This is a genomic window from Pseudomonas sp. NPDC088414 (assembly GCF_044753325.1).
Taxonomy (GTDB): Bacteria; Pseudomonadota; Gammaproteobacteria; order Pseudomonadales; family Pseudomonadaceae; genus Aquipseudomonas.
On record NZ_JBIVMY010000002.1, the window covers coordinates 307708 to 330004 of the forward strand.

Annotated in this window: 23 protein-coding genes; 16 read left to right on the forward strand and 7 right to left on the reverse strand. The window is 57.9% G+C overall.

What is annotated here, in order from left to right; all coding sequences use genetic code 11:
- Positions 1–7: 7 nt before the first annotated feature.
- The gene (locus tag ACIP8I_RS04210) at positions 8–1939 is read right to left on the reverse strand and encodes a DNA topoisomerase III (RefSeq protein ID WP_400758912.1); all 1932 of its coding nucleotides are present in this window, start codon (positions 1937–1939) and stop codon (positions 8–10) included.
- A 277-nt stretch (positions 1940–2216) separates the two neighbouring features.
- Here ACIP8I_RS04210 and ACIP8I_RS04215 point away from each other — a divergent pair, with 277 nt between their 5' ends.
- Positions 2217–3623 (forward strand): serralysin family metalloprotease, encoded by a 1407-nt coding sequence (locus ACIP8I_RS04215; protein WP_400758915.1) that lies wholly within the window; start codon positions 2217–2219, stop codon positions 3621–3623.
- Between the two features lie 283 nt (positions 3624–3906).
- A complete protein-coding gene (locus tag ACIP8I_RS04220) occupies positions 3907–4275 on the forward strand; it encodes a DUF427 domain-containing protein (protein WP_400758918.1) in 369 nt (122 codons plus the stop codon).
- A gap of 199 nt (positions 4276–4474) precedes the next feature.
- On the opposite strand, the gene ACIP8I_RS04225 is transcribed toward ACIP8I_RS04220, so the two are convergent.
- Complete coding sequence (locus ACIP8I_RS04225; RefSeq protein WP_400758919.1) at positions 4475–6097, reverse strand: MFS transporter; 1623 nt, start codon at positions 6095–6097, stop codon at positions 4475–4477.
- 136 nt (positions 6098–6233) lie between these two features.
- Positions 6234–7886: a GMC family oxidoreductase gene (locus tag ACIP8I_RS04230; protein ID WP_400758921.1), complete on the reverse strand. Its 1653-nt coding sequence runs from the start codon at positions 7884–7886 to the stop codon at positions 6234–6236.
- A 133-nt stretch (positions 7887–8019) separates the two neighbouring features.
- Here ACIP8I_RS04230 and ACIP8I_RS04235 point away from each other — a divergent pair, with 133 nt between their 5' ends.
- From ACIP8I_RS04235 to ACIP8I_RS04270, 8 genes are all read left to right on the forward strand, one after another.
- Positions 8020–8904, forward strand: a complete 885-nt coding sequence (locus tag ACIP8I_RS04235; RefSeq protein ID WP_400758923.1) for a LysR family transcriptional regulator — start codon at positions 8020–8022, stop codon at positions 8902–8904.
- A 279-nt stretch (positions 8905–9183) separates the two neighbouring features.
- The gene (locus ACIP8I_RS04240; RefSeq protein WP_400758925.1) at positions 9184–9531 is read left to right on the forward strand and encodes a metalloregulator ArsR/SmtB family transcription factor; all 348 of its coding nucleotides are present in this window, start codon (positions 9184–9186) and stop codon (positions 9529–9531) included.
- 25 nt (positions 9532–9556) lie between these two features.
- On the forward strand, positions 9557–10027 hold the full coding sequence (locus ACIP8I_RS04245) for an arsenate reductase ArsC (RefSeq protein WP_400758927.1): 471 nt from the start codon (positions 9557–9559) through the stop codon (positions 10025–10027).
- 12 nt (positions 10028–10039) lie between these two features.
- Positions 10040–10738 carry an arsenical resistance protein ArsH gene (gene arsH / locus ACIP8I_RS04250; protein WP_400758930.1) on the forward strand — a complete coding sequence of 233 codons (699 nt, stop codon included), beginning with the start codon at positions 10040–10042 and terminating at the stop codon, positions 10736–10738.
- Positions 10739–10810: 72 nt separating this feature from the next.
- The gene (locus tag ACIP8I_RS04255; protein ID WP_400758931.1) at positions 10811–11650 is read left to right on the forward strand and encodes an AraC family ligand binding domain-containing protein; all 840 of its coding nucleotides are present in this window, start codon (positions 10811–10813) and stop codon (positions 11648–11650) included.
- 68 nt (positions 11651–11718) lie between these two features.
- Positions 11719–12297: a LysE family translocator gene (locus ACIP8I_RS04260; protein WP_166497434.1), complete on the forward strand. Its 579-nt coding sequence runs from the start codon at positions 11719–11721 to the stop codon at positions 12295–12297.
- Between the two features lie 237 nt (positions 12298–12534).
- Positions 12535–12750: a DUF4287 domain-containing protein gene (locus tag ACIP8I_RS04265; RefSeq protein WP_115985022.1), complete on the forward strand. Its 216-nt coding sequence runs from the start codon at positions 12535–12537 to the stop codon at positions 12748–12750.
- 13 nt (positions 12751–12763) lie between these two features.
- Positions 12764–13258, forward strand: a complete 495-nt coding sequence (locus ACIP8I_RS04270; protein WP_400758932.1) for a GNAT family N-acetyltransferase — start codon at positions 12764–12766, stop codon at positions 13256–13258.
- Between the two features lie 21 nt (positions 13259–13279).
- Here ACIP8I_RS04270 and ACIP8I_RS04275 read toward each other — a convergent pair whose 3' ends face one another.
- Entirely contained in the window at positions 13280–13678 is a 399-nt protein-coding gene (locus ACIP8I_RS04275) for a carbohydrate-binding module family 20 domain-containing protein (RefSeq protein ID WP_400758933.1), read from the reverse strand.
- Positions 13679–13925: 247 nt separating this feature from the next.
- On the reverse strand, positions 13926–14465 hold the full coding sequence (locus ACIP8I_RS04280; RefSeq protein WP_400759163.1) for a thioesterase family protein: 540 nt from the start codon (positions 14463–14465) through the stop codon (positions 13926–13928).
- Positions 14466–14968: 503 nt separating this feature from the next.
- On the opposite strand from ACIP8I_RS04280, the gene ACIP8I_RS04285 reads away from it, so the two are divergent.
- From ACIP8I_RS04285 to ACIP8I_RS04305, 5 genes are all read left to right on the forward strand, one after another.
- On the forward strand, positions 14969–15331 hold the full coding sequence (locus tag ACIP8I_RS04285) for a DUF6124 family protein (protein WP_003226001.1): 363 nt from the start codon (positions 14969–14971) through the stop codon (positions 15329–15331).
- Positions 15332–15470: 139 nt separating this feature from the next.
- Entirely contained in the window at positions 15471–17012 is a 1542-nt protein-coding gene (locus ACIP8I_RS04290) for a phospholipase effector Tle1 domain-containing protein (protein ID WP_400758935.1), read from the forward strand.
- Entirely contained in the window at positions 17012–17668 is a 657-nt protein-coding gene (locus ACIP8I_RS04295; protein WP_400758937.1) for a DUF2931 family protein, read from the forward strand. Before ACIP8I_RS04290 ends, ACIP8I_RS04295 begins: the two co-directional genes overlap by 1 nt.
- An 11-nt stretch (positions 17669–17679) precedes the next feature.
- Positions 17680–18339: a DUF2931 family protein gene (locus tag ACIP8I_RS04300; RefSeq protein ID WP_400758939.1), complete on the forward strand. Its 660-nt coding sequence runs from the start codon at positions 17680–17682 to the stop codon at positions 18337–18339.
- Between the two features lie 31 nt (positions 18340–18370).
- The gene (locus ACIP8I_RS04305) at positions 18371–19027 is read left to right on the forward strand and encodes a DUF2931 family protein (RefSeq protein ID WP_400758941.1); all 657 of its coding nucleotides are present in this window, start codon (positions 18371–18373) and stop codon (positions 19025–19027) included.
- A 182-nt stretch (positions 19028–19209) separates the two neighbouring features.
- Here the strand turns inward: ACIP8I_RS04305 and ACIP8I_RS04310 are convergent, their stop codons facing one another.
- Entirely contained in the window at positions 19210–19650 is a 441-nt protein-coding gene (locus tag ACIP8I_RS04310; protein WP_400758942.1) for an adenylyltransferase/cytidyltransferase family protein, read from the reverse strand.
- Positions 19651–19660: 10 nt separating this feature from the next.
- Positions 19661–20596 carry a macro domain-containing protein gene (locus tag ACIP8I_RS04315; RefSeq protein ID WP_400758944.1) on the reverse strand — a complete coding sequence of 312 codons (936 nt, stop codon included), beginning with the start codon at positions 20594–20596 and terminating at the stop codon, positions 19661–19663.
- A 446-nt stretch (positions 20597–21042) separates the two neighbouring features.
- Between ACIP8I_RS04315 and ACIP8I_RS04320 the strand changes: the two genes are divergently transcribed.
- A complete protein-coding gene (locus ACIP8I_RS04320; RefSeq protein ID WP_400758947.1) occupies positions 21043–22275 on the forward strand; it encodes an RES family NAD+ phosphorylase in 1233 nt (410 codons plus the stop codon).
- Positions 22276–22297: the final 22 nt, after the last annotated feature.

Genomic DNA, 22297 nt, shown 5'->3' on the forward strand with positions numbered 1-22297 from the left:
GCTTGTGCTATTTGGCTGCGCGTTTGGTCGTGACAGCGGTTTTGCTTCGGGTCGATTTGCGTTTCTTCTTCCACGGCGCAGCAGCCTTGCTGGCCGGTGGCGGGCCGCTGATGGTCAGGCTCAGCGCAGAACAGCGGGTGACCTGCTTGCTCATCCACGCCGCCTGTTTGGTGACGAACTCTTCCAGGCTCATCTCGCCACTCTGCACCATGTCCAGCGCCTGTTCCCAGATGGCGGTGGTGCCGGGATCGGCAATCGCCCGGGGCACGGCGTCGATCAGGCTGAAGGCCGCCGGAGTTGCAGCAAGGGCCTTGCCGTTCTTCACCAGATAACCACGGTCCAGCAGGCCCTGAATGATCGAGGCGCGTGTCGCTTCGGTGCCGATGCCAGTAGTGTCCTTGAGTTTCTGTTTGAGCAGCGGATCTTCCACCAGCTTGGCAACGTTCTTCATCGCCTTGATCAGATCGCCCTCGGTGTAGGGCTTGGGCGGCTGGGTCCACAGATCCTTGAGGTTCACGCCGGCTACGGCGCAGTCGATACCCTGGTTCAGCGTCGGCAAGGTTTGCGGGGCTGGCGCTTCACGGCCCTTGGCCGGGGCGAGGGCTTCGGGCAAGGCGCGCTTCCAGCCCGGTTCGATGATCTGTTTGCCGACGGCGCGCAACGCTTCGCCGGCGCAATCGAAATCGGCCTGGGTGCGATCGTATTCGTGGTTGGGCAGAAATTGCGCCAGATAGCGCGCGCGAATCAGGGTGTAGACCGCCCGGTGTTTACCGCTCAAACGCTCGAGATTTTTCGCCGCCGCTGTGGGGATGATGCCGTGGTGGGCGCTGACCTTGGCGTCGTTCCACGCCCGCGAGCGGCGCTGCGGGTCGAGGTGACCGTTCAACGCGTCGAGGCTCGGATCGGCCTGACGCAATGCCGCCAGTATCCCCGGCGCCTCGCTGTGCTGGCTCAGCGGCAGAAAGCCGCAATCGCTGCGCGGGTAGGTGATGACCTTGTAGGTTTCGTAGAGGGCCTGGGCAATGTCGAGGGTTTCCTGGGCGCCGAGACCGAGTTTCTTCGAGCAGACCTCCTGCAGGGTGCCCAGATCGAATGGCAGCGGTGCCACTTCACGCATGCGTTCGGTGCGCAGTTTGACCACCCGCGCACTGGCGGCGCTGTTCAGAGCAGCGGCTGCCTGCTGGGCCAGTGCTTGATTCAGGCAGCGATCCTGATCGTCGCAAACGTCCGAGGGCGCACGCCATTGCGCAGTGAACGGCGTGCCGTCGTGCAGCAGTTGCACATCGATCGCCCAATATGGCACCGGCACAAAATCGGCGATGCTACGGTCGCGATCCACCACCAGCCGCAGTGTCGGCGTCTGCACCCGACCGACGGGCAGCACGCCCTGATAGCCGGACTGCCGGCCCAATAGCGTAAACAGGCGACTCATGTTCATGCCGATCAGCCAGTCGGCCCGCGAGCGCCCCAGCGCCGAGTGATACAGGCTGAAGGTTTCCGCCCCCGGCTTCAGCGCGGCCAGAGCCTTGCGAATCGACGCTTCGTCCAGCGCCGACAGCCACAAGCGGCGGATCGGTCCGCGATAGCGGCAGTGCTCGACCAGTTCCCGGGCAATCATCTCGCCCTCACGGTCGGCGTCGGTGGCGATGATCAGCTCGCTGGCCTCGCCGAGCAGGCGCTTGACCGCTTTGTACTGGCTGGCGGTGCGCGGCTTGACGGTCATTTTCCACTTTTCGGGAATGATCGGCAGATCCGCAAGAACCCAGCGCTTGTAGCGCGCGTCGTAGGCATCCGGCGGTGCGGTTTCCAGCAGATGGCCAATGCACCAGGTCACCGTGACGTCCGTTCCCAGCCAACAGCCGTCGCCCCGGCGTTTGGCACCGAGCACGGCCGCAATGTCTTTGGCCTGGGAAGGTTTTTCACAGAGGTACAGCCGCATAACCACCGTCGTCGATCAGTTCACTGGAGGTGCACAGAATGGCCGCAGTTGGCCCCCGGAGCAACTTTTATCTGTATGGATATACAGATAAAAACGTTGCTGGGGATGACCGGAATTTCCGGGACGTCGCGAGCGGATATCGAGAAATCGACTGGCAGGGCAGTTGACGCCCGTGTCAGGTTCACCGGGCTTCTTAGAAACGCGAGTGAGCGGACGATCTCGAGTGGATCGCCGTGCTCGACGCGTACTGCCAACTCTGAAACAAGGAAGTCCCACCATGGCTCAAGCCAAAGCGAAAACCAGCAGCGCCTATGATCAAGTGAACGCCTTCAGCCATCTGTATGACCGTGGCGTCGGCCTGGTGAACGGCAAACCGTCGTTCACCGCCGACCAGGCAGCCGACGAAATCCTGCGCAAAAACCTGTCGTGGCACGACAAGAACGGTGACGGCAAAATCTCCCTGACCTACACCTTCCTCACCGAGAAACCGGCGAACTACAACCCCAACCTCGGCAACTTCAGCCAGTTTAGCGCGCAGCAGAAGGCTCAAGCCGTGCTGGCCATGCAATCCTGGGGCGACGTGGCCAAGGTGACCTTCACCGAGGGCAAGGGTGGCGACGGCCACATGACCTTCGGCAACTACGACGTCAGCACCGGCGGCGCGGCGTTCGCCTATCTGCCGAGCGGCGGCAGCTACGACGGTCAGTCGTGGTACCTGATCAACAATCAATATCAGGTCAACAAGACCCCGGACACCAACAACTACGGGCGTCAGACCCTGACCCACGAAATCGGCCATACCCTCGGCCTGTCGCACCCGGGCGCCTACAACGCCGGCAACGGCAACCCGACCTACAACGACGCCAAGTATGCGGAAGACACCCGTGGCTACAGCCTGATGAGCTACTGGAGCGAAGCCAATACCGACCAGAACTTCAGCAAGGACGGCAGCGGCGCCTACGCCTCGGCGCCGTTGCTCGACGATATCGTGGCGGTGCAGAAACTCTACGGCGCCAACTATGAGACGCGCGCCGGTGACACCATCTACGGTTTCGACTCCAACGCCGGCCGCGATTTCTACAGCGCGACATCGGCGGCGTCGAAAGTTGTGTTCTCAGTGTGGGACGGTGGCGGTAACGATACGCTGAACTTCTCCGGCTTCACCCAGAACCAGAAGATCAACCTCAATGAGGGTTCGTTCTCTGACGTCGGCGGTCTGGTCGGTAACGTGTCGATTGCCTATGGCGTGACCGTGGAAAACGCGGTTGGCGGTTCGGGCAATGACCTGCTGATCGGCAACTCGGCGGTCAACGTTCTGCATGGCGGTGCCGGCAACGACATTCTCTACGGTGGCGGCGGCGGTGATACGTTGTGGGGCGGTGAGGGCGCAGACACCTTCGTCTTCGGCGCAGCCAGCGATTCGACCAACAACCAGCCGGACTGGATCATGGATTTCAAAAGCGGCGTGGACAAGATCGACATCTCGGGCATCGCCGGTTTCGCCACGGGTGCGGCCACGCTGAACTTCGTCAGCAGTTTCACCGGCCATGCGGGCGATGCGATCCTGACTTATTACGCGCAGAGTGGTCAGACCGGGCTGCTGATTGATCTGACGGGGCAGGGTGAGGTTGACTTTGCCGTCGGTGTGGTGGGGCAGGCGCTGGCGACTGATATCGTGGTTTGATGCCAGAAGAGTAGCCCTCACCCTAACCCTCTCCCAGTGGGAGAGGGAACCGATCGGGGGATGCTGAAAACATGCACCGACCTGATAGCACTTCGCTGAATCCACAATCGATAAAGCACTTTCAGGTCGGTGTAGAACGAAAGACACTTCGGCAGGCTCCTTCTACCTCCGGGAGAGGGCTGGGGCGAGGGGCTTTGGCCGTTCGGCTGCAAAATCACCCTGGTCTGTACCTATGGGCTATACCTGAACCGGTCTCTCTGCGCCGTATTCAGGAGTAACCCCAATGAGCACCACCGGCCTCAACCCCGTCATCACCCTCGAAGAACTCCCCGGTTGCCTGCTGGTGAAATTCCACGGCATCCAGGTCGCTGCGTCCTCGCATGTGCTGGTCCTCCATGAGGCCAACTACCCGCCGGTGTACTACGTGCCCCGCGAGGACATCGACGAGAAATACTTCGCCCGCACCGACCACACCAGTTATTGCCCTTACAAGGGCGATGCCAATTACTTCAGCCTGCAGGTGCCGGGGCATGAGGGGGCGAATGCGGTGTGGACGTATGAAAAACCAAAGGTCTCGGTCGAGCAGATCAAGGACTACGTGGCGTTTTATCCGGATCAGGTGAAGTTTGAAGTGATCAAGGCGGATGCCTGACACGCAAGTCTGTGACCGAGTAAATCACCTGTGGCGAGGGAGCTTGTCGAATCGTCGCACCATCCCGCTGGGTTGCGAAGCGACCCTAAACCCTGCAATTACAGTGCATCAGGTACACCACGGTTACAGGTTTTGCGACTGCTTCGCAGCCGAGCGGGAGCAAGCTCCCTCGCCACAGGTAAGCTGAGTTGATCTGGAATCAGTTCTTGTCCAGATCGATATTCTTCGTCTCTCGCAGACAAATCATCCCCACCACCAGGCTCACCCCGGTAATCAGCACCGGGTACCACAGCCCATAGAAAATATCCCCGGTGTACACCACCAGCGCGAACGACACCGTTGGCAGGAAACCGCCGAACCAGCCGTTGCCGATGTGATACGGCAGCGACATCGAGGTGTAGCGGATGCGCGTCGGGAACAGTTCGACCATCAGCGCCGCCAGCGGGCCGTAGCACATGGCCGAGATGATGATCAGCGCGACGATCAGGGCGACGATCATCGGTTTGTTGATCTGTTGCAGGTCGGCCTGTTGCGGGTAGCCGGCGAGGGTCACCGCGCCACGCAGGGCGGACTCATCGTAACCGTCGATCTTCACGTCGCCGACACTCACCTGCACGCCGCTGCCGGCGGGCGCGGCGGCGCTGGTGTAGGGCAGGCCCTGCTTGACCAGGAAGGTCTTGACCTTGTCGCAAGGGCTGTCGAATTTGGCCTTGCCCACCGGGTCGAACTGGAAGGTGCAGGTCGCCGGATCGGCCAGCACGGTGATCGGCGCCTGACGGCTGGCCTGATCGATTGCCGGGTTGGCGTAATGCGCCAGGGATTTGAAGATCGGGAAGTACAGCGCAGTGGCCAGCAGCAGCCCGAGCATCAGCACCGGTTTGCGCCCGACCTTGTCCGACAGCCAGCCGAAAATGATGAAGAACGGCGCGCCGATCACCACGCTGATGATCAGCAGACTGTTGGCAACTGCCGGGTCCATTTTCAGGAACTGGGTGAGAAAGAACAGCACGTAAAATTGCGCGGCGTAAAAGGTCACCGCTTGCCCGGCGTTGATGCTGAACAGCGCGATCAGCACAACCTTGAGGTTCTCCCATTTGCCGAAGGACTCGCGGATCGGCGCTTTCGAGGCTTTGCCTTCCTCTTTCATTTTCAGATACGCCGGCGACTCGTGCAGGCTCAGGCGAATCCAGGTGGAAATACCCAGCAGCACGATCGACAGCAGGAACGGAATGCGCCAGCCCCAGACTTCAAACTGATCGCCAGTGAAGTAGCGGCAACCGAGCACCACCAGCAGCGACAGCAGCAGGCCGAGGGTCGCGGTGGATTGAATCCAGCTGGTGTGGAAACCGCGTTTGCCGATCGGCGCGTGTTCCGCCACATAAGTCGCGGCGCCACCGTATTCACCGCCCAGCGCCAGCCCCTGAAGCATGCGCAGCACCACCAGAATGATCGGCGCAGCAATGCCGATGCTGGCGTAGGTCGGCAGCAGGCCGACGCAGAAGGTTGCGATGCCCATCAGGATGATGGTCGCGAGGAAGGTGTATTTGCGCCCGATCATGTCCCCCAACCGACCGAACACCAGCGCCCCGAACGGCCGCACGATAAACCCGGCAGCGAAGGCCATCAGCGCGAAGATGAACGCCGTGGTGTCATTGACCCCGGCGAAAAACTGCTTGCTGATCACCGCCGCGAGGGCGCCGTAGAGGAAAAAGTCATACCACTCGAACACCGTCCCGAGCGACGAGGCGAAGATGACTTTCTGCGTGGCATTGCTGGTGCTGGCGGCGCGCGTGGCGTCCAGCGGCTGAGCGTGTTCTGACATATCGGTATCCCTCACAGTGATTGTTTTTGTTGTTCCACTGGTGTTGCGTGTCCGGGTGAGTCTTGAATTGACGCAGTTCCTGTAGGAGTGAGCCTGCTCGCGATAGCGGTGTATCAGCCAACGAAAATGTTGAATTTTATTCCGTCATCGCGAGCAGGCTCACTCCTACAAGGGTTGAGTTCGGAGCGGTTGGGTTGAGGATCATCTGCGCCGCCTTCTCGGCAATCATCAGCGTAGGCGAACAGGTGTTGCCCGAGGTGATGCGCGGCATGATCGAGGCGTCGGCGATGCGCAGGCCGGGCACGCCATGCACGCGCAGTTGCGCATCGACCACCGCGTCAGCGTCATTGCCCATGCGACAGGTGCCGACCGGATGGAAAATCGTTGTACCGATACGCGCCGCCGCTTCGTGCAGTTGCTCTTCGCTTTGCAGGCTGTCGCCGGGCAGATACTCCACCGGTTTGAACGCTCGCAGGGCCGGGGCGCTGACGATGCGCCGGGTCAGGCGGATCGCATCGGCGGCCACGCGCAAATCTTCGGGATGGCTGAGGTAATTCGGTTGAATCAGCGGCGCGTCCTGTGGATCCGCCGAACGTATGTCGATGCGCCCACGGCTCTGCGGACGCAGATCACACACCGACGCGGTGAACGCCGGAAAGCTGTGCAACGGCTCGCCAAAACGCTCCAGCGACAGCGGCTGCACGTGGTATTCAAGGTTGGCCGAAGTCTGCTCCGGCCCGGATCTGGCAAACGCCCCGAGCTGACTCGGCGCCATCGACAACGGCCCGCTGCGGTCATACAGATAACGCAGGCCCATGCCCATCTTGCCCCACACGCTGCCGGCGATCTGATTCAGGGTCCGAGCGTTCTGCAGTTTGTAGATCAGGCGCAGTTGCAGGTGATCCTGCAGATTGCCGCCGACCCCCGGCAGCTCATGAATCACCCCGATGCCGAGACGCTCCAGCAACGGACGCGGGCCGATCCCGGAGCGCTGCAGAATGCTCGGCGAGCCGACGGCACCTGCGCAGAGGATGATTTCCTTGCGCGCCTTGAAGCTTTTCACCTGACCTTCGTGACGGGCGCTGACCTTCGACGCACGGCCGTTTTCCAGCAGCACCCGATCCACCTCAACCCCGGTCAGCACCGTCAGATTGACCCGCTCGCGAACCGGTTTGAGAAAAGCCTTGGCCGCGTTCCAGCGCACCCCGGCCTTCTGGTTGACCTGAAAGTAGCCGCAACCCTCGTTGTCACCCTGGTTGAAGTCGTCGATGCTGGCGATGCCGCTCTGCTCGGCAGCGCTGCGAAACGCGTCGAGAATCGGCCATGACAGGCGCTGTTGCTCGACGCGCCATTCACCCTTGGCACCGTGAAATTCAGCGGCGCCGGCAAAATGGTTTTCGCTTTGTTTGAACAGTGGAAGCACGTCGTTCCAGGCCCAGCCCGGATTGCCCTCGGCCGCCCAGCCGTCATAGTCGCCGGCCTGACCGCGCATGTAGATCATGCCGTTGATCGAGGAGCAGCCACCGAGCACTTTGCCGCGTGGGTAGCTCAAGCTGCGGCCTTGCAGGCCGGGCTGCGCTTCAGTCTTGAAGCACCAGTCGGTGCGCGGGTTGCCGATGCAGAACAGGTAACCCACGGGGATGTGAATCCATGCGTAGTTGTCGCGCCCGCCGGCTTCGAGCAGCAACACCCGCTGCTGTTTATCCGCCGACAGTCGATTGGCCAGCAGGCACCCGGCGGGGCCGGCGCCGACCACGATGTAGTCGTATTCTTCAAGGGAAGTCTGCATTCCCTGACCTCGCTTTTTGTTTTTATTGTCGAACACTCTAGTTGTTAGCTTTCGTTAAAAGAATGTTAGTTTTTGCGCAGCCGCTGTGCGTTTTCAAACAGCCTGGACTGACGATAGCTGACAAGGACACCCCATGTTCGACTGGAACGACTTGCGCTTCTTTCTGGAGTTGCAACGCAGCGGCCGCTTGCTCACCGCCGCCCGGCGCTTGAACACCACTCACGCCACGGTGGCCCGGCACATCGAGGCCATCGAAAAAAGCCTCGGCACCGCGCTGTTCGTCCAGCACGCCCAAGGCTATGAAATGACCCCGGCAGGCGAGGCGCTGCTCAAGCACGCCGAAGCCATGGAGAACGTCGCGCTGCTGGCTCAGGAAGAAATCACCCAGTCCACCGCACCGCTGGGCAAGATCCGTGTCGGCGTCACCGAAGGGCTGGGCATCAAGTTTCTCGCCAGCCGGATGATCGGTCTGTTCGAACGCTATCCGGGGCTGGAAGTGGAACTGGTCGCCGTACCGCGCTTCGTCAGCATCCTCAACCGCGAGGCGGAAATCAGCATTCATCTGGAGCGCCCGGCGGCCGACATGCTGGTCACGCGCAAGCTCACCGACTATCGGTTGGCGCTCTATGCCAGCCAACGCTACCTCGACAGCGCTCCGCCGTTGCGCAGCCGCGAAGACCTCGGGCGGCATGCGTGGATCGGTTATGTCGATGATCTGCTGTTCAGTCAGGAACTGATGTTCCTCAACAGCTTCTGCCGCAGTCCGCGCGTGGTGTTCCATAGCACCAGCGTCATCGCCCAGCAGGAAGCGGCGCGCTCGGGATTGGGCATTGCCGTGTTGCCTTGCTACATGGCCGCGTCGGATCCGGATCTGGTGGCGTTGTTGCCGGCTGACAGCATCGAGCGCAGTTACTGGATCAGCACCCGGCGCGAGCTGCACAAGTCGGTAAGGCTGCGGGTGGTCTGGGATTATGTCGTCGGCCTTTGCGAGGCGGAGCAAGGCCTGCTGCGCGGATAGTCATGCCCCGCACAAATCCCCCTGTGGGAGCCAGCCTGCTGGCGAAGGCGGTATGTCTGTGACATAGGAATCGACTGACATTACGCGGATAGTTCTGCTTGCATAAAACCCTGTGGGAGCGGGCTTGCCCGCGATGGCGGTGAATCAGTCAATGGTGATGTTGAATGTCAATCCGTTATCGCTGGCAAGCCAGCTCCCACAGGTTCTATGCCGTTACTGGGGTTGAATAATATATGGATATCCGTATATTCGGTTTTCCATATGTTCGAGCCCGCTTCCATGCTTACCCCCACCGAACTGTTCAAAAGCCTGGCCGATGAAACCCGTGCCCGCGCCACCTTGCTGATTGCCGAGCAGGGTGAGCTGTGTGTCTGCGAGTTGATGTGCGCCCTCGACGACAGCCAGCCGAAAATCAGCCGCCACCTCGCGCAACTGCGCAGCAACGGTTTGTTGCTCGATCGCCGTCAGGGCCAGTGGGTCTACTACCGGCTCAACCCGGAGCTGCCGGATTGGGTTCAACAGATCCTCAAGATTACCGCGACGGCCAACGCCGACTGGCTCAAGGACAATGCCTGTCGCCTGCACAACATGGACGGCCGTCCTGCCCGCGAAATCGCGTGCTGCTGAACTTCTAATATCCCCGGAGCTATCCATGCGTGTCCTGTTCATGTGCACGGCCAACAGTTGCCGCAGCATCCTTTCCGAAGCCATGTTCAATCATCTGGCGCGCGAGGGTTTCGAGGCGGTGAGCGCCGGCAGTTTCCCCAAGGGCCAGGTGTTGCCGCGCAGCCTGACGACGCTGCAACAGGCCGGTATCGCTATCGACGGTTTGTACAGCAAAGGCAACGACGCCTTCGAAAGCAACCCGCCGGACATCGTCATCACTGTCTGCGACAAGGCGGCGGGCGAAACCTGCCCGGTGTACTTCGGCCCGGCGATCAAATGCCATTGGGGGCTGGAAGATCCCTCCGATGTGACGGGTGACGAGGCCGCAGTGGATGCGGCGTTCCGTGCCACGCTGGCGATCATCGAGCGCCGCTGCGCAACCTTCCTCGGTCTTCCTTTTAAATCACTCAGCCGCGTTGAGCTTCAGCGCGAACTGGATCGCATCGGCTCACTCTGAGCCGGAGGACGTATGTCAGAGCACTTGCCCAATCTTGATCACACGCTGTTCGAAGGCCCGATCACATCACCTTCGCACGAACACAAACCACGCATCCTGCTGCTCTACGGCTCGACCCGCGAACGCTCCTTCAGCCGTCTGCTGGTGGAGGAGGCCGCACGCTTGCTGGAGCACTTCGGTGCCGAAACGCGCATCTTCAATCCGTCCGGTTTGCCGTTGCCGGACGACGCCCCGGCCGATCATCCGAAAGTCCAGGAACTGCGCGAGCTGGTGCTGTGGTCGGAAGGTCAGGTCTGGTGTTCGCCGGAACGCCACGGCGCGATGTCGGCGGTGTTCAAGGCGCAGATCGACTGGATTCCGCTGGAGCTCGGCGCGGTGCGTCCGACCCAGGGCAAAACTCTTGCGGTGATGCAGGTCTGCGGCGGTTCGCAGTCTTTCAACGTGGTCAATCAACTGCGCGTGCTGGGGCGCTGGATGCGCATGTTCACCATCCCCAATCAGTCTTCGGTGCCCAAGGCGTTCACGGAATTCGACGAGGCGGGGCGGATGAAACCGTCAGCGTTTTATGACCGCGTGGTTGATGTGATGGAAGAGCTGGTGAAGTTCACCGTGCTGCTGCGCGAGCGCCAGGATTTTCTGGTAGATCGCTATTCCGAACGCAAGGAAAGCGCCGAGCAACTGATGGCGCGGGTCAATCAGCGCTCTATCTGAAATGCACAAACCTTCTAGCCTCAACCCGCCAATTGTGGATTACTGGCCCCAGCCCACCACTGTACGCACGCCATGAGCAACTGGATCGACCTTGCCCGCGACCGGGAAACCGGCATCGAAACCCTGCACGCGCATTTCGCCGGGCACGCGCACGCCTACGATCCGCACTGGCACGAAACCTACCTGATCGGCTTCACCGAGCAAGGCGTGCAGCGCTTCAACAGCCGTCGGGCGCGGCACGACAGCACGCCGGGCAAGGTGTTCATGCTGGAACCCGGCGACATCCATGACGGCGATGCGCCAAGCCCGGACGGCTTCACCTATCGCATGCTCTACCTGCAACCTGCGTGGCTGGAGCAAGCGCTGGACGGTTTGCATCTGGGCAGTTACGGCAGCGGCTTGCCGGGGATCGGCAGCGTGCTCAACGACGATCCCGAACTGGCCCGCGCCACCTTGTTTGCCTTCAATGCGCTGCATAAGCAGGACGTGCGCATGGTGCGCGATGTGGCGCTGGATGCGTTGCTCGAACGACTGGCGACTCACCTGTACCGGCGACCGCAACCAAGCGCCGTATCCCGCGCGCCACTGGTCGCCCGGCAGGCACGCGATTACCTGGTGGCCTACCACGAGCAAGACATCAGCCTGCAAACCCTGGCCGACGTCTGCGGCACCGACCGCTTTCGCCTGACCCGCGCGTTCAAGGCGGCCTATGGACTCGCGCCGCACGCCTGGTTGATCCAGCTGCGCCTCAGCCGCGGCCGGCAGATGCTCGCCGCCGGCATGCAGCCAGTGGAAGTCGCCAGCCGCCTCGGCTTCGCCGACCAAAGCCATCTGGGCCGCTGGTTCCTGCGTGCCTACGGCATCACGCCGGGCGCCTATCAGCAACGCGCCATTGGCACCTTGCGCCGCTGAACAAACGTTCAAGACCACCACGCTGCTCAGCCATCACAGTAGGCCCTGACTTTCTACAGGGCCGTGCCATGCTTGCGTTCATCCTCTTTGCCTTCGTTGCCTCGATCACCCCGGGGCCGACCAACCTCATCGTGCTCAGCACCAGCGCTCGACGCGGCTGGCGACCGTGTCTGCCGATCATTCTCGGCGCGGGGGCGGGTGCCGCGTCGCTGGTGTGGGTCGCCGGCGCGGGCGCCAGTACGCTGATGCTGCCCGGCGTGCGCCCGGTGATCAGTGCGCTGGGGATGGGCTGGATGTTGTGGCTGGCGTGGCAGATCTTCACCGCGCCGGCCACCGCCATCGATCCCGCTGCCGGCGAAGAAAAACCCGAGCTGGGCCTGCTCGGCGCCGCGCTGTTGCAGTGGGTCAATCCCAAGTCGTGGATGATGGCGATCGCCGTGATCAGCGTATTTACCGCGCAAGGGCAGGGCTTGAATGCGTTGTGCCTGGCGTTCTTTCTGGTGTCGTTGCCATGTCTGGCGCTGTGGGCATTGCTCGGTCGCGGTGCTGCGCGCTGGTTGAGTAATCCGGCGCAGTTGCAGTGGCTGAACCGGATTCTAGCGGTGTTGCTGGTGGTGTCATCCGCGACTGCGTTGCTGCATGGCTAAGCTGAGCGCGGGTTACCGAACACGGTTCTTGTAGGAGTGAGCCTGCTCGCGAAAGCGGTAATCCAGCCACATTGATGGTGCAGGGCAAACGCCATCGCGAGCAGGCTCACTCCTACAGATTTTGTGGTGTATTCGGCCCTATGAGGCGGTTGCTGGAATCGTACTTCGCGTCCACTCTATGGCATGCCGACAAGGAGCGTCGCCGACCCTCCGTCGTGACCCAAGGGAGCTTGCAGCATGAGCGAAGACAACAAGGTAAAAGGCCCGGCGTCGTACTTCCCCTCCATCGAAAAGAAATACGGCCAGCCCATCGATCACTGGCTGAACCTGCTCGCCGGCATCACCGACAAGAAACACATGGAACTGGTGGCGTGGCTCAAAGAAGAACACGGCATGGGCCACGGCCATGCCAACGCGCTGGTCGCGCACCATTTGGCCGCAGGCAAAAAGTGAGGGCAGGGCAGCGATGAATTTCTCCCACCGGCCAGTGACGGCCGACGACGTCAAAACCCTGTGCGGCTTTCCGCAGGGCGTTCAAGAGTTGTACTTCATGTTCCCGAAAGCGCAGTACCCGCTGACGGAAGAACAGATGCACACCGCGATCAGCCAGCGCTTCGACTCCACGGCGTTTCTGGCCAACGGCGAGTTCGTCGGCTTCGCCAACTTCTACCGTGCCGAGCACGACGGCGTCTGCTGTATCGGCAACGTCATCGTCGCGCCCTACGCCCGTGGCCAGGGCGTCGCGCGCTACATCGTCGAAACCATGACTGCGGTCGGCTTTGAAAAGTACGGGGCAAGGGAAGTGCAGCTGTCCTGCTTCAACGAAAACACCGCAGGGTTGCTGCTCTACCCGAAACTCGGTTTCGTGCCGTTCTCCATAGAAGAACGCGCGGCGCCGGGGGGCCGGCGTGTGGCGCTGATCAATATGACGCGCGGTCGAGGCCAGAGTTCGAGCTTGTAGCCGCGGCACCATACGGTCGATTCAGAAGCTTCCCGTCGCCAGAGGTGTGGGACTAAAAGCCATGGTTACTTGATTGTTGGGGGCTGTTTGCCAGGTCGCGTCGCTGGGGTTGCTGTCACTGCGGACGATACATTTCCACTCCACGACATCACCGGGTTTTGCGTTACTGAATTTTATCTTTCCGGACCAAGAGGGGGAGGGGGACGGCGTGGGTCGAACCGCTTTGGCCGGGTCCCAATTCCCTAACTCCGGCCGATCACCCACCGCATAGACGCTATAGCCTTGTGTCGTGACGCCGTTATCACAGCGGAAATTCGCCTCGAGCGAAATATACGTCCAGGTGGCACCGGCATAGCCAATTATTGGCTGCAAGGCCAGCAGCAGAGCACTCAGTGGCAACAAGTATCGAATGCGGCCCATGATCGGTCCCTCAGTTTTCCTTCAGTCGGGCCAGCTTAGCCCTGCGCAAACTGGAAGAGACCTGTAAGAACTGACAGTCCGTCAGACTCCTTTCCGATACCTGCACTAGCGCCTTATTCCCACCCCTTCAAGTCTAAACATACAAGCGAGCCTGCTCGCGAAGACGCCAGCCCAGTCAACCCCACTCCCAAACCAGCCAAATTCCCTGTGGGAGCTAGCCTGCCAGCGATGGCGCCCGTCCAATCACTCAAACCTCCTCACCCCTGAGCTGACGACTCATCAGATCACAACTCGCCGACCACGACGTCAACCACTGCGGCATCTCCGGCGACTGCTCAGGCAACCCCAACTCCCTGACAAACTCACCCGGCGCAATCGTGCCTTGTGCCGACCGAAACAGCCCACGCATGACCACCACGCCGATCACTCTTCCCTTGCTCACGAAGCGATGCTCCATGAAGCTCCATTTATCGTCCCAGCCAAGCATCCGGCTGTGAATTTCAAACGCTTCAAACAGCTTCAGTTCACGCCGAAATTTGCCCCACGTATCGCCAACGATCGGCAACGCTTTAGCACGCAGCGCCACCCGAAACGCGCCACTGCGCAACACAAAATCCATGCGCCCGACGTCAGCCAGGGTGAAGTAGCGACCATTGGTGACGTGCCGATTCAAATCGAGATCCAACGGCCACACGCGCATGCGGATAACGGTGGATTCCAGCGCATTGACCGGCTTGCGCCACGGTCGGCGAAAAAACATGCAGAGCAATCGAAACCACAGATTCATCAGTACGTCAGCCAGTTGAAAAGAGCGCTGCACTCTAGCGAGCCGAGCGATGGCGAGGTAGGTGCGTAAATGACTTTTTTGGACGGAACAGTGTATTCCGATCATTGCGGGGTGGGTGCTGGATCGGTAGCCCGTTGAACCGGTGTATAAACAGAAAATAATCGAGATGTTTATATGAAGCCTGCCGTTACCACCGAAGCCCTACAACGCCTTGCGCTATCGCCTACGAGTACGCCAGAATCCGCCGGCTTGTGCGTCTAGAGCGCGGGTTCTATCGTCTGTCGGTCGCTGAAAAACAGTGATCGGGTTTGGTAGCCCGCCATAACTAGTCGCATCGCGCACCGTTCGCAGACCTCCCCAGGTCGCTGCTCAATGGTGGCCATGCGCAGGACACCTTCGGGTGTGCCGGGTCCTAGTTACCGGTCTACCAACCCGCGTGTGGCCGCCACCCTTCGTTTGGTAGCGAAGGTGAAGGCTCCTCTTCAATAACTAGGAGTTTCACCATGATCAAACCAACACCCAACCCGCCAGAAACCGACCTCGCATCCCCCTACGAATCCCTCGATTCCAAAAAACTCCACGAAGCCGCCGAACGCGCCCTCGACCATTACCTGTCCCCGGCCACCCAAATCATGGCCAGCCCGCACAAACCCGAACCCATGTACCTCGCCAACCCGAAGTGCGACACCGAATCCCTGCTCGCCAACGCCAGCGAAACCCTCGGCTCCGCCAGCGAAATGCTCAACAACTTCGCCGCCACACTCGACACCTCCCACCGCAAAACCGCACTGGGCATTGCCCAGGTCGTCATGCTCGGCGAACTCGCCGTAAACCAGGCCCTCGACAACGTCGAAATCGCCCACTGACCAACCCGTGCGACGAGCCCAAACCCTCGTCGCACCCAGCAATTCCAACCGAGCTGGCACAGAGCCACGCCTTGCGCCTCCAGGCCTCGGCTGTCACCCTTCGGCCCGTTCTTCAAGGATCAGAACAAGGAATCAAGGATTGAGTGGCTACGTTCCCAACCCCCCGAAAAACTACCGCTACGAAGAAGCTAAACCCGTCGATATTCATGCCCAGCGTTGGGCGGAGTATGAGAAACATGGGAAAGAGCCTGCGCGCGAGCCTGAGAAAATCGGCATTGCGTTGAGGATTGGGGTTTTCTTTGATGGTACTGGTAACAATGCGAACAACACGGCGGCGGGGCTGCTGTGTGGTGCGCAGCATCCGATTGCGCCGCAGGATATTCCTGCGAGTTGCATGCCTTACATGAGTGATCCGGATAGCAGTTATGGGGCCGGCCTCACGAATGTTAAAAAACTGCATGATCTGTATAAAAAGACTGAAAAAGCGGAGGGCTCAGGGGCCTTCAAATGCATTTCACGTCCTGTCTATGTTGACGGAATAGGCACCGTCAGCAATAAAAAAGACAGCACGGTGGGCGCTGGTACGGGGCGAGGTGATACCGGTGTTGCAGCGCGTGTGCAGGCGTCTTTCGCGCAAATCAAACAAACCATTGATGAGGCCCTGCAAGATAGTCCCGGCAGTGAAATAGTGTCTCTGACTTTTGATACGTTTGGCTTCAGCCGTGGCGCCGCAGCTGCCCGGCACTTTTCCAATGAAATCGTGCGAGGCAAGCAGGGTCCACTAGGGAATTTGCTGAACATCTACGCCCGAGATTTCAGCCGAAATTTTGATAGCCAATACGGAAACGGTATCAAGATGGGATTTATTGGCCTGTTCGACACAGTGCCATCCATTGCCGGCTTCACCAATCTTGGTCAAGTGACAAGTCCTATTGCTCCCGGTGTGAAGCTTTACCTGGACCGCAGGTTCTTCAAAGATGTTGTCCATCTCGTTGCTCGCGATGAGTGCCGAGTGAATTTCGCGCTCAGCCGTGTTAAGCCCGACCATCCGGAGTACACCCTTCCCGGCGTTCATTCGGATATCGGTGGAAGCTACCTCGATGAAGTCGAGGAATGCGTGCTGGTCAGCCCCATGCAAGCCCTTGATGTCTCTGTCCAAACTGACGTCGCGACTACGTCGATCTACCGGGATGCTGCACGCCTGAAAAGTCAGTGGGTTGCCAAAGGGTGGCCTGAGCATCTTCTGGAAGTTGTGACACCCACCGCGCTCGTGCTCCCGAGGGACAACCAAGATCGACTGGCTCCTAGAGAAAAACGCGTGTACGCCGCGCTGCAGCTCAAAAGGCCAGTCAGCGGTAAGCTTTCACTGGTTTACTTGAGAGTCATGTATCAACTGGCTAAGGAAAAGGGTGTCCAGTTCATCGACATGCCGGAAAGCGATGAGTACGCGGTTCCGGAAGAACTACAAGCATTGTGTGATCGTTTTGTTGCCGGTGATTACAAAACCACTGATGAGGAAGAAACACTGCTTAAGCTCAAATACATCCACACCTCTGCAAACTGGAATCATCCCCTCGGAAGAAATGACGGCAGTGGCATCGAGGCCGTTTACATCAACGCTCCGACGGCAGACGCAATTCGCGTACAACACCCACACGTACCTGATTGGAAGCTTTGGTAATGAGAGCATTGATTGTTCTGTTGGGCATTTTTCTGTTGGCGGGTTGCCAGGCGGGCGCAGCCGAAAGTGGCGAAAGTGACCCCAAGTCTCCTTGGTGGCAGTTAGGATTTGTAGAGCCGGACTACATGAAGGTTTGGGTAGAAGACAGCTCAGTCCTGGACATCAAAAACAGAACGTTTTTCAAGGCGGGCGGAAGCACCGCCGCCGGAGGTGAACCAGAAGATGGCACAGAGTCAGCCCGTGGTTGGGGCACGGTCAGTGGTTCCGGTATTCCGGTAAGCGGTGCCGATCTTCCAAAGCTCATCTTCGTTCGTTGGCAGTCCATATCAGAGCAGAAGACCTACAAGGGTTTCATTGAAATTCCAGAATCAGCGAGGCAATTGATGGTGGAATCAACGCACCAGCGTTGCCCGGAAACTCCAGAAAAGACTGCTCGATACATGGCCTCGCTGTATGTGGGCCTGGCCCCAGGGGGGGCACTACGAGCGTGGGTCAGAGACTCATGCCATCGTCCGGTCCAAGTCGCTCATGCCCAAGGCGAACTTGAACAGTTAGGCCCGGAGCAGGGGAAGCACGGCGGGCGCTATGCCTATCCAGTCAGTGAAAAGGCCAAGCGGTATATCGATAAATTCGGCATACCGTACGGGAGTTGGTAATCCTTAAGCCAATGAAACAACTCATAACGATACTTTGCGTTTTGCTGATCTCAGGGTGCCAAGAAACTGATCCACTCTCAGCCAAAAATGACCCAAAGTCCGAATGGTGGGAGCTGGCGTTTACTGAGCCGGACTATATGAAAGTCTGGGTTGAAAACAGCTCTGTTCAAGACGTTAACAACCGGATTTTCTACAAAACCGGCGGCGGCACCGCTGCTGGGGGAGAGCCTGAAGATGGCACAGAGTCAGCCCGAGGGTGGACAGGCGGGGTTGGCGGCAGCGGGAGGAGGGTGATAGGAGCAGGCCTACCCGTTCGCATCTGGGTCCGTTGGCAATCAATCGTCGAACAGAAAACCTGGCAAGCATGGGTAGATATTCCGGAAGAGGCCAGGCAGTTGATGGTGACGTCCGTCAATCAGCGCTGCCCGCGAACTCCTGATCGGCAGGCAAGATTCATGGCATCGGTTTATCTCGGCCTGGCTCCCGGCGGTGTCGTGCAGGTTTGGGTAAGAGACTCATGTCATCACCCAGTTAAGGTCGCGCGAGCACAGGCGGAAATTGAGCCACTGGGGCCGAGTCAAGGTAAGAACGAAGGGCGGTACGCCTATCCTGTGAGTGAAAAGGCCAAGCGGTATATCGACAAGTACGGCATTCCATATGGAAGTTGGTAGTCGTGACAACTACTTGAATGGATCATTTGTAATGAAAGCAACGATTGCACTGCTGGGCGCTTTATTGTTGTCCGGCTGCCAAAGCAGTGGCCCAGAAGCAGGCGAAAATGACCCTAAATATCCATGGTGGGAATTAGTATTCGTTCAGCCGAACTACATGAAGGTCTGGGTAGAGGACAGCTCCGTTCAAGACATCAATAACAGAGTCTTCTTTAGAGCTGGCAAGAGCACTGCAGCCAGTGGAGAGCCCGATATCAGCACAGAGTCTGCCCGTGGTTGGGGGACGGTGTCGGGGAGCGGGATGCCTGTGACAGGCGCCGATCTTCCAAAACTGATCTTTGTCCGCTGGCAATCCATAACAGAGCAAAAAACCTACAAAGGCTTCATCGAAATTCCGGAAGAGGGCAGGCAACTGATGGTGAAGTCAACACACCAGCGTTGCCCGGAAACACCGGAGAAAACTGCTCGCTTTATGGCGTCACTTTACGTGGGGCTCGCTCCCGGCGGCGTGCTCAAAACATGGGTTAGAGATTCATGTCGAAAACCGGTTGAGATTTCTCGCGGTCAAGGAGAGATAGAGCCTCTGGGGCCGGAACAAGGGAAGAACGGTGGTCGATATGCCTATCCGGTAAGTGAAAAGGCTAAGCGGTATGTCGAAAAGTACGGCATTCCGTATGGAAGTTGGTAGGAAAGAGGTAGGAGGCAATTCTCTTGCCTGCTTTCAGTAGCGTTGTCTGGAGTGAATCACATTTGACAGCCGCAGAGTCAGTGCTGAGCTCAACGAAGGGCCACTTTCGGTCGGTAGCAGTCATTGCCTAATGTTGAAAAACAGCGTCGCCGGTACGGCGTCCGGAAGATGGAATTATTAGCCTAAGTCTGTGTTTTCGGGATGCAGAATTGGGCAATAAGACTGGTTGATACTCCTACTGTGTGGGGAATAATCACCAGCTCTATGCCCAAGCTAGATATGAGGGCTAATCTACTTTTTTGTAGAACTCGCTCGTCCGAGATGAAATATTTCTGGGTATGGTTTGCTTTGAATAACTCTTCAAATGAGTTTGATTTTTTGAAGAAAGCATCACCAAGAGATTCTCTTCTTAAAGATTCTATTCGAGTTTCAACGCTCTCAAACGGTCGACTGCTACCTTTGTTTTTCTTGACAATATCATCTTCATCAACACCAACGACTAAATAGTCACACCTTTCCTTGCATGCCCGCAGGTAGTTTCTATGCCCTTCATGCAGAAGATCGAATACGCCAGAAGTATAGCCAACAATTCCGTTTTGGTGAGGAATAATTATGTTTGGCATGTTTTATTACCTACGACCTCTTCAGAATCATGCTTGTCGCTTGTGCGGCATCAGTTAGTCTGTACGTTCCTAAATAGATATCCAGGGCGACATTGTTGGACTTGATAGCCTCTATGATAGGTAAAACGGTTTTTGAGATCGCTTCGTCAGCGAGAATCCTTCCGCTGCCTAATCCAAAAATTGGAATGAATACTGATTTACAGGAAGAATTTACGCACTCATTTATCGTAGTTTGAATAATTCTCCTTATTGACCTCTCATCAATCAGGTTGACGCCGTCGTCTCGCTTGTCAAGGGCTACGGCATGAATTATATGTTTTATGCCGACAGCACAGGCATTAAATGGCGGTGACACAATGGTTGTTCCTAATTGGTAAGGCCCCGAATGCGGCTGTGATTTTTTCCAATTATCTATAAAATCTCCAAGCGGGTCGGCGCTGAGCGATCCATCTACTCGAAACGATGCGGCCAGCCTTCTTACCCTGCCAGATACCGAGGTTCCGTCTACCCCGCCGAGCTTAAGATATCTGTTCTCTGATGTAACTAAGACCTCGGCTTCGGTTAATCCCACAATCGAGCCACAATAGCAGTAGATCTTTGACTTGCCGATGACTATCGGTTCGCTGACTGCCTTTGTATCTACCAATGGTTCTCTTGCTGTGGATCCGCCTGTTCTTCTTGATATTTCAGCAAACAAGATCGCCAGTACAAGAAATACTACACCGGATACGATGGAAGGAATTGGCCCGCTGATGGTCTTTAGTTTAAGTGTGACCGCTGCGCCTTCTAGAGCTTGTTGCCAGAATGGTGTGACTAAAGCTCCTCCGCCTATGATAAGCGCAGTTACTGATAGCTTTGAATACACATTATGTGGTCTTTTTAATTTGCTTATTGCTACTTCGAAAATTAATCCGAGAATATATCTTGCTGCGGCGGGTCTGTTCATACTGATGCCTCAAATTCCTTGGCTAATTAAAAGTAGGCGGCATGAGCTGGCAATAATGTCCGTCCTCATCATAGCTTTCTCGTCAATGGACAATTCCTCAAACAGTGCAAGAGGCGCAGTGGAGACTGCGAGATGAAACCAAAAGAAAAAGCTATATGAAGCGCACAGAGATTACAAAGTCGGCGGCAGCGTGTCCATGGCCTTTTAGCCGGTTACTGCTGCCCGTTATGAGGCAGGAGCTACCATACCGGAGGGCCAGCTTCTGGCCGACCTCTGCCGGTGACGACGGGCCACAATTGCCAAAGAGTAGGCACTCGAAACGTTTATTTAAGCCAGGGACGGTTCATAGCTCAGGTTTTAGCCTCCGCCCGCAACTGCAGATCGCTCAACCAGTAGGGTAATGATAGGATCCTGGCCGAGCCGAAATCCTAGAACGGGGCGATGTGATGGTTTCAGTATTAGCAGACATCTTCCATGAGATCCTTCTCGAGGAGGAAGCCGAGGAGTCGATGTTTGTGTGCCTGGCGTGCATTGGTGACACTTGGCTCAAAGGTCGCCCGTCCAAACGTGCGATGCCACGGGTTTGCGCTTCCTGTGGAACGTCCACGCTGGAGGCGCTCACTTCCAAGACAATTGCAGAGACCATCAAGAACAAACTTTCAGATCACTTTGCCATCGACTATGGGCTTTACCCAGGTTACGAAATGACGCTCAGTCAAATCATAGGTCATGCAATCTGCAGTGAATCCGAAGCGGTGTGCGACGCGGTAGCCGAACGGCTCATAGACCCGGATGCAGATGAGGAACACTTTTACTTCCACGGGCAGGAATATTGCCGAGCATCCAGCCGATTCGAGTCCGAAGAGCAGGAACGGTGGTGGATCGAGAGTGAGTGGGCGCAAATAGCAACCGAGCTAGCTCATGGTCGTAGGTTTTTCAATACCAACGCCAGCCGTTTTTTTGAATCCCTGATGGCTGAAGCGATACTGGCCGGTAGTGATTCAAGTGCTGACACGACCGCGGTCGTCAAGGTAATCCCTGAAAACACCTGTTTTTATCGAGCACGAATCGCCGCTACCCATACGCAAATCCAAGAGTTTCAAAAAAATCCGTCCAAAGAATTAGGAGCTCCCCCCAAGGATCGCGCGGCGAACAACCGGATGAGCCCGGCAGGCGTTCCCTTGCTCTACGTGGCCGCAGACGCCCAGACAAGTATTGCTGAGGTAAGGCCTTCGATTGGAGACAAGGTGGTGGTAGGGAAATTTATCTCCAATCGGTATTTGGAGTTCTTTGATTTCACTGCACTTACTGCGCTTCAGCACAAAGAAATCAGCTGGTTCCAGCCTGGCTATCGAGAGCGCACTGACCATCGGTTGATGCTTGAGTATCTCCACGATCTGATCGCCCGCCCTGTGCGCGCCACCGATACCGATTATGTAATGACCCAAGCGTTGGCTGAATTCATTCGATACTACGGAAAGCAGAGGTTTGATGGCATTTCGTTCCGCTCAGTGCAGCGAGAAGGTGGCGTCAATTACGTGATTTTCGATAGGAGCACACCTGGGGCATTGCAGAATCCCGATTGGGCCCCCGAATTTGACCTTGTCGTTTCTCAGGAAGCACTATCCGTATTTGAAATAGCGCGCGTTAATTATCACACGATAAACCCAACCAACTAATGGCATTGCCTAGCTTGTTGCA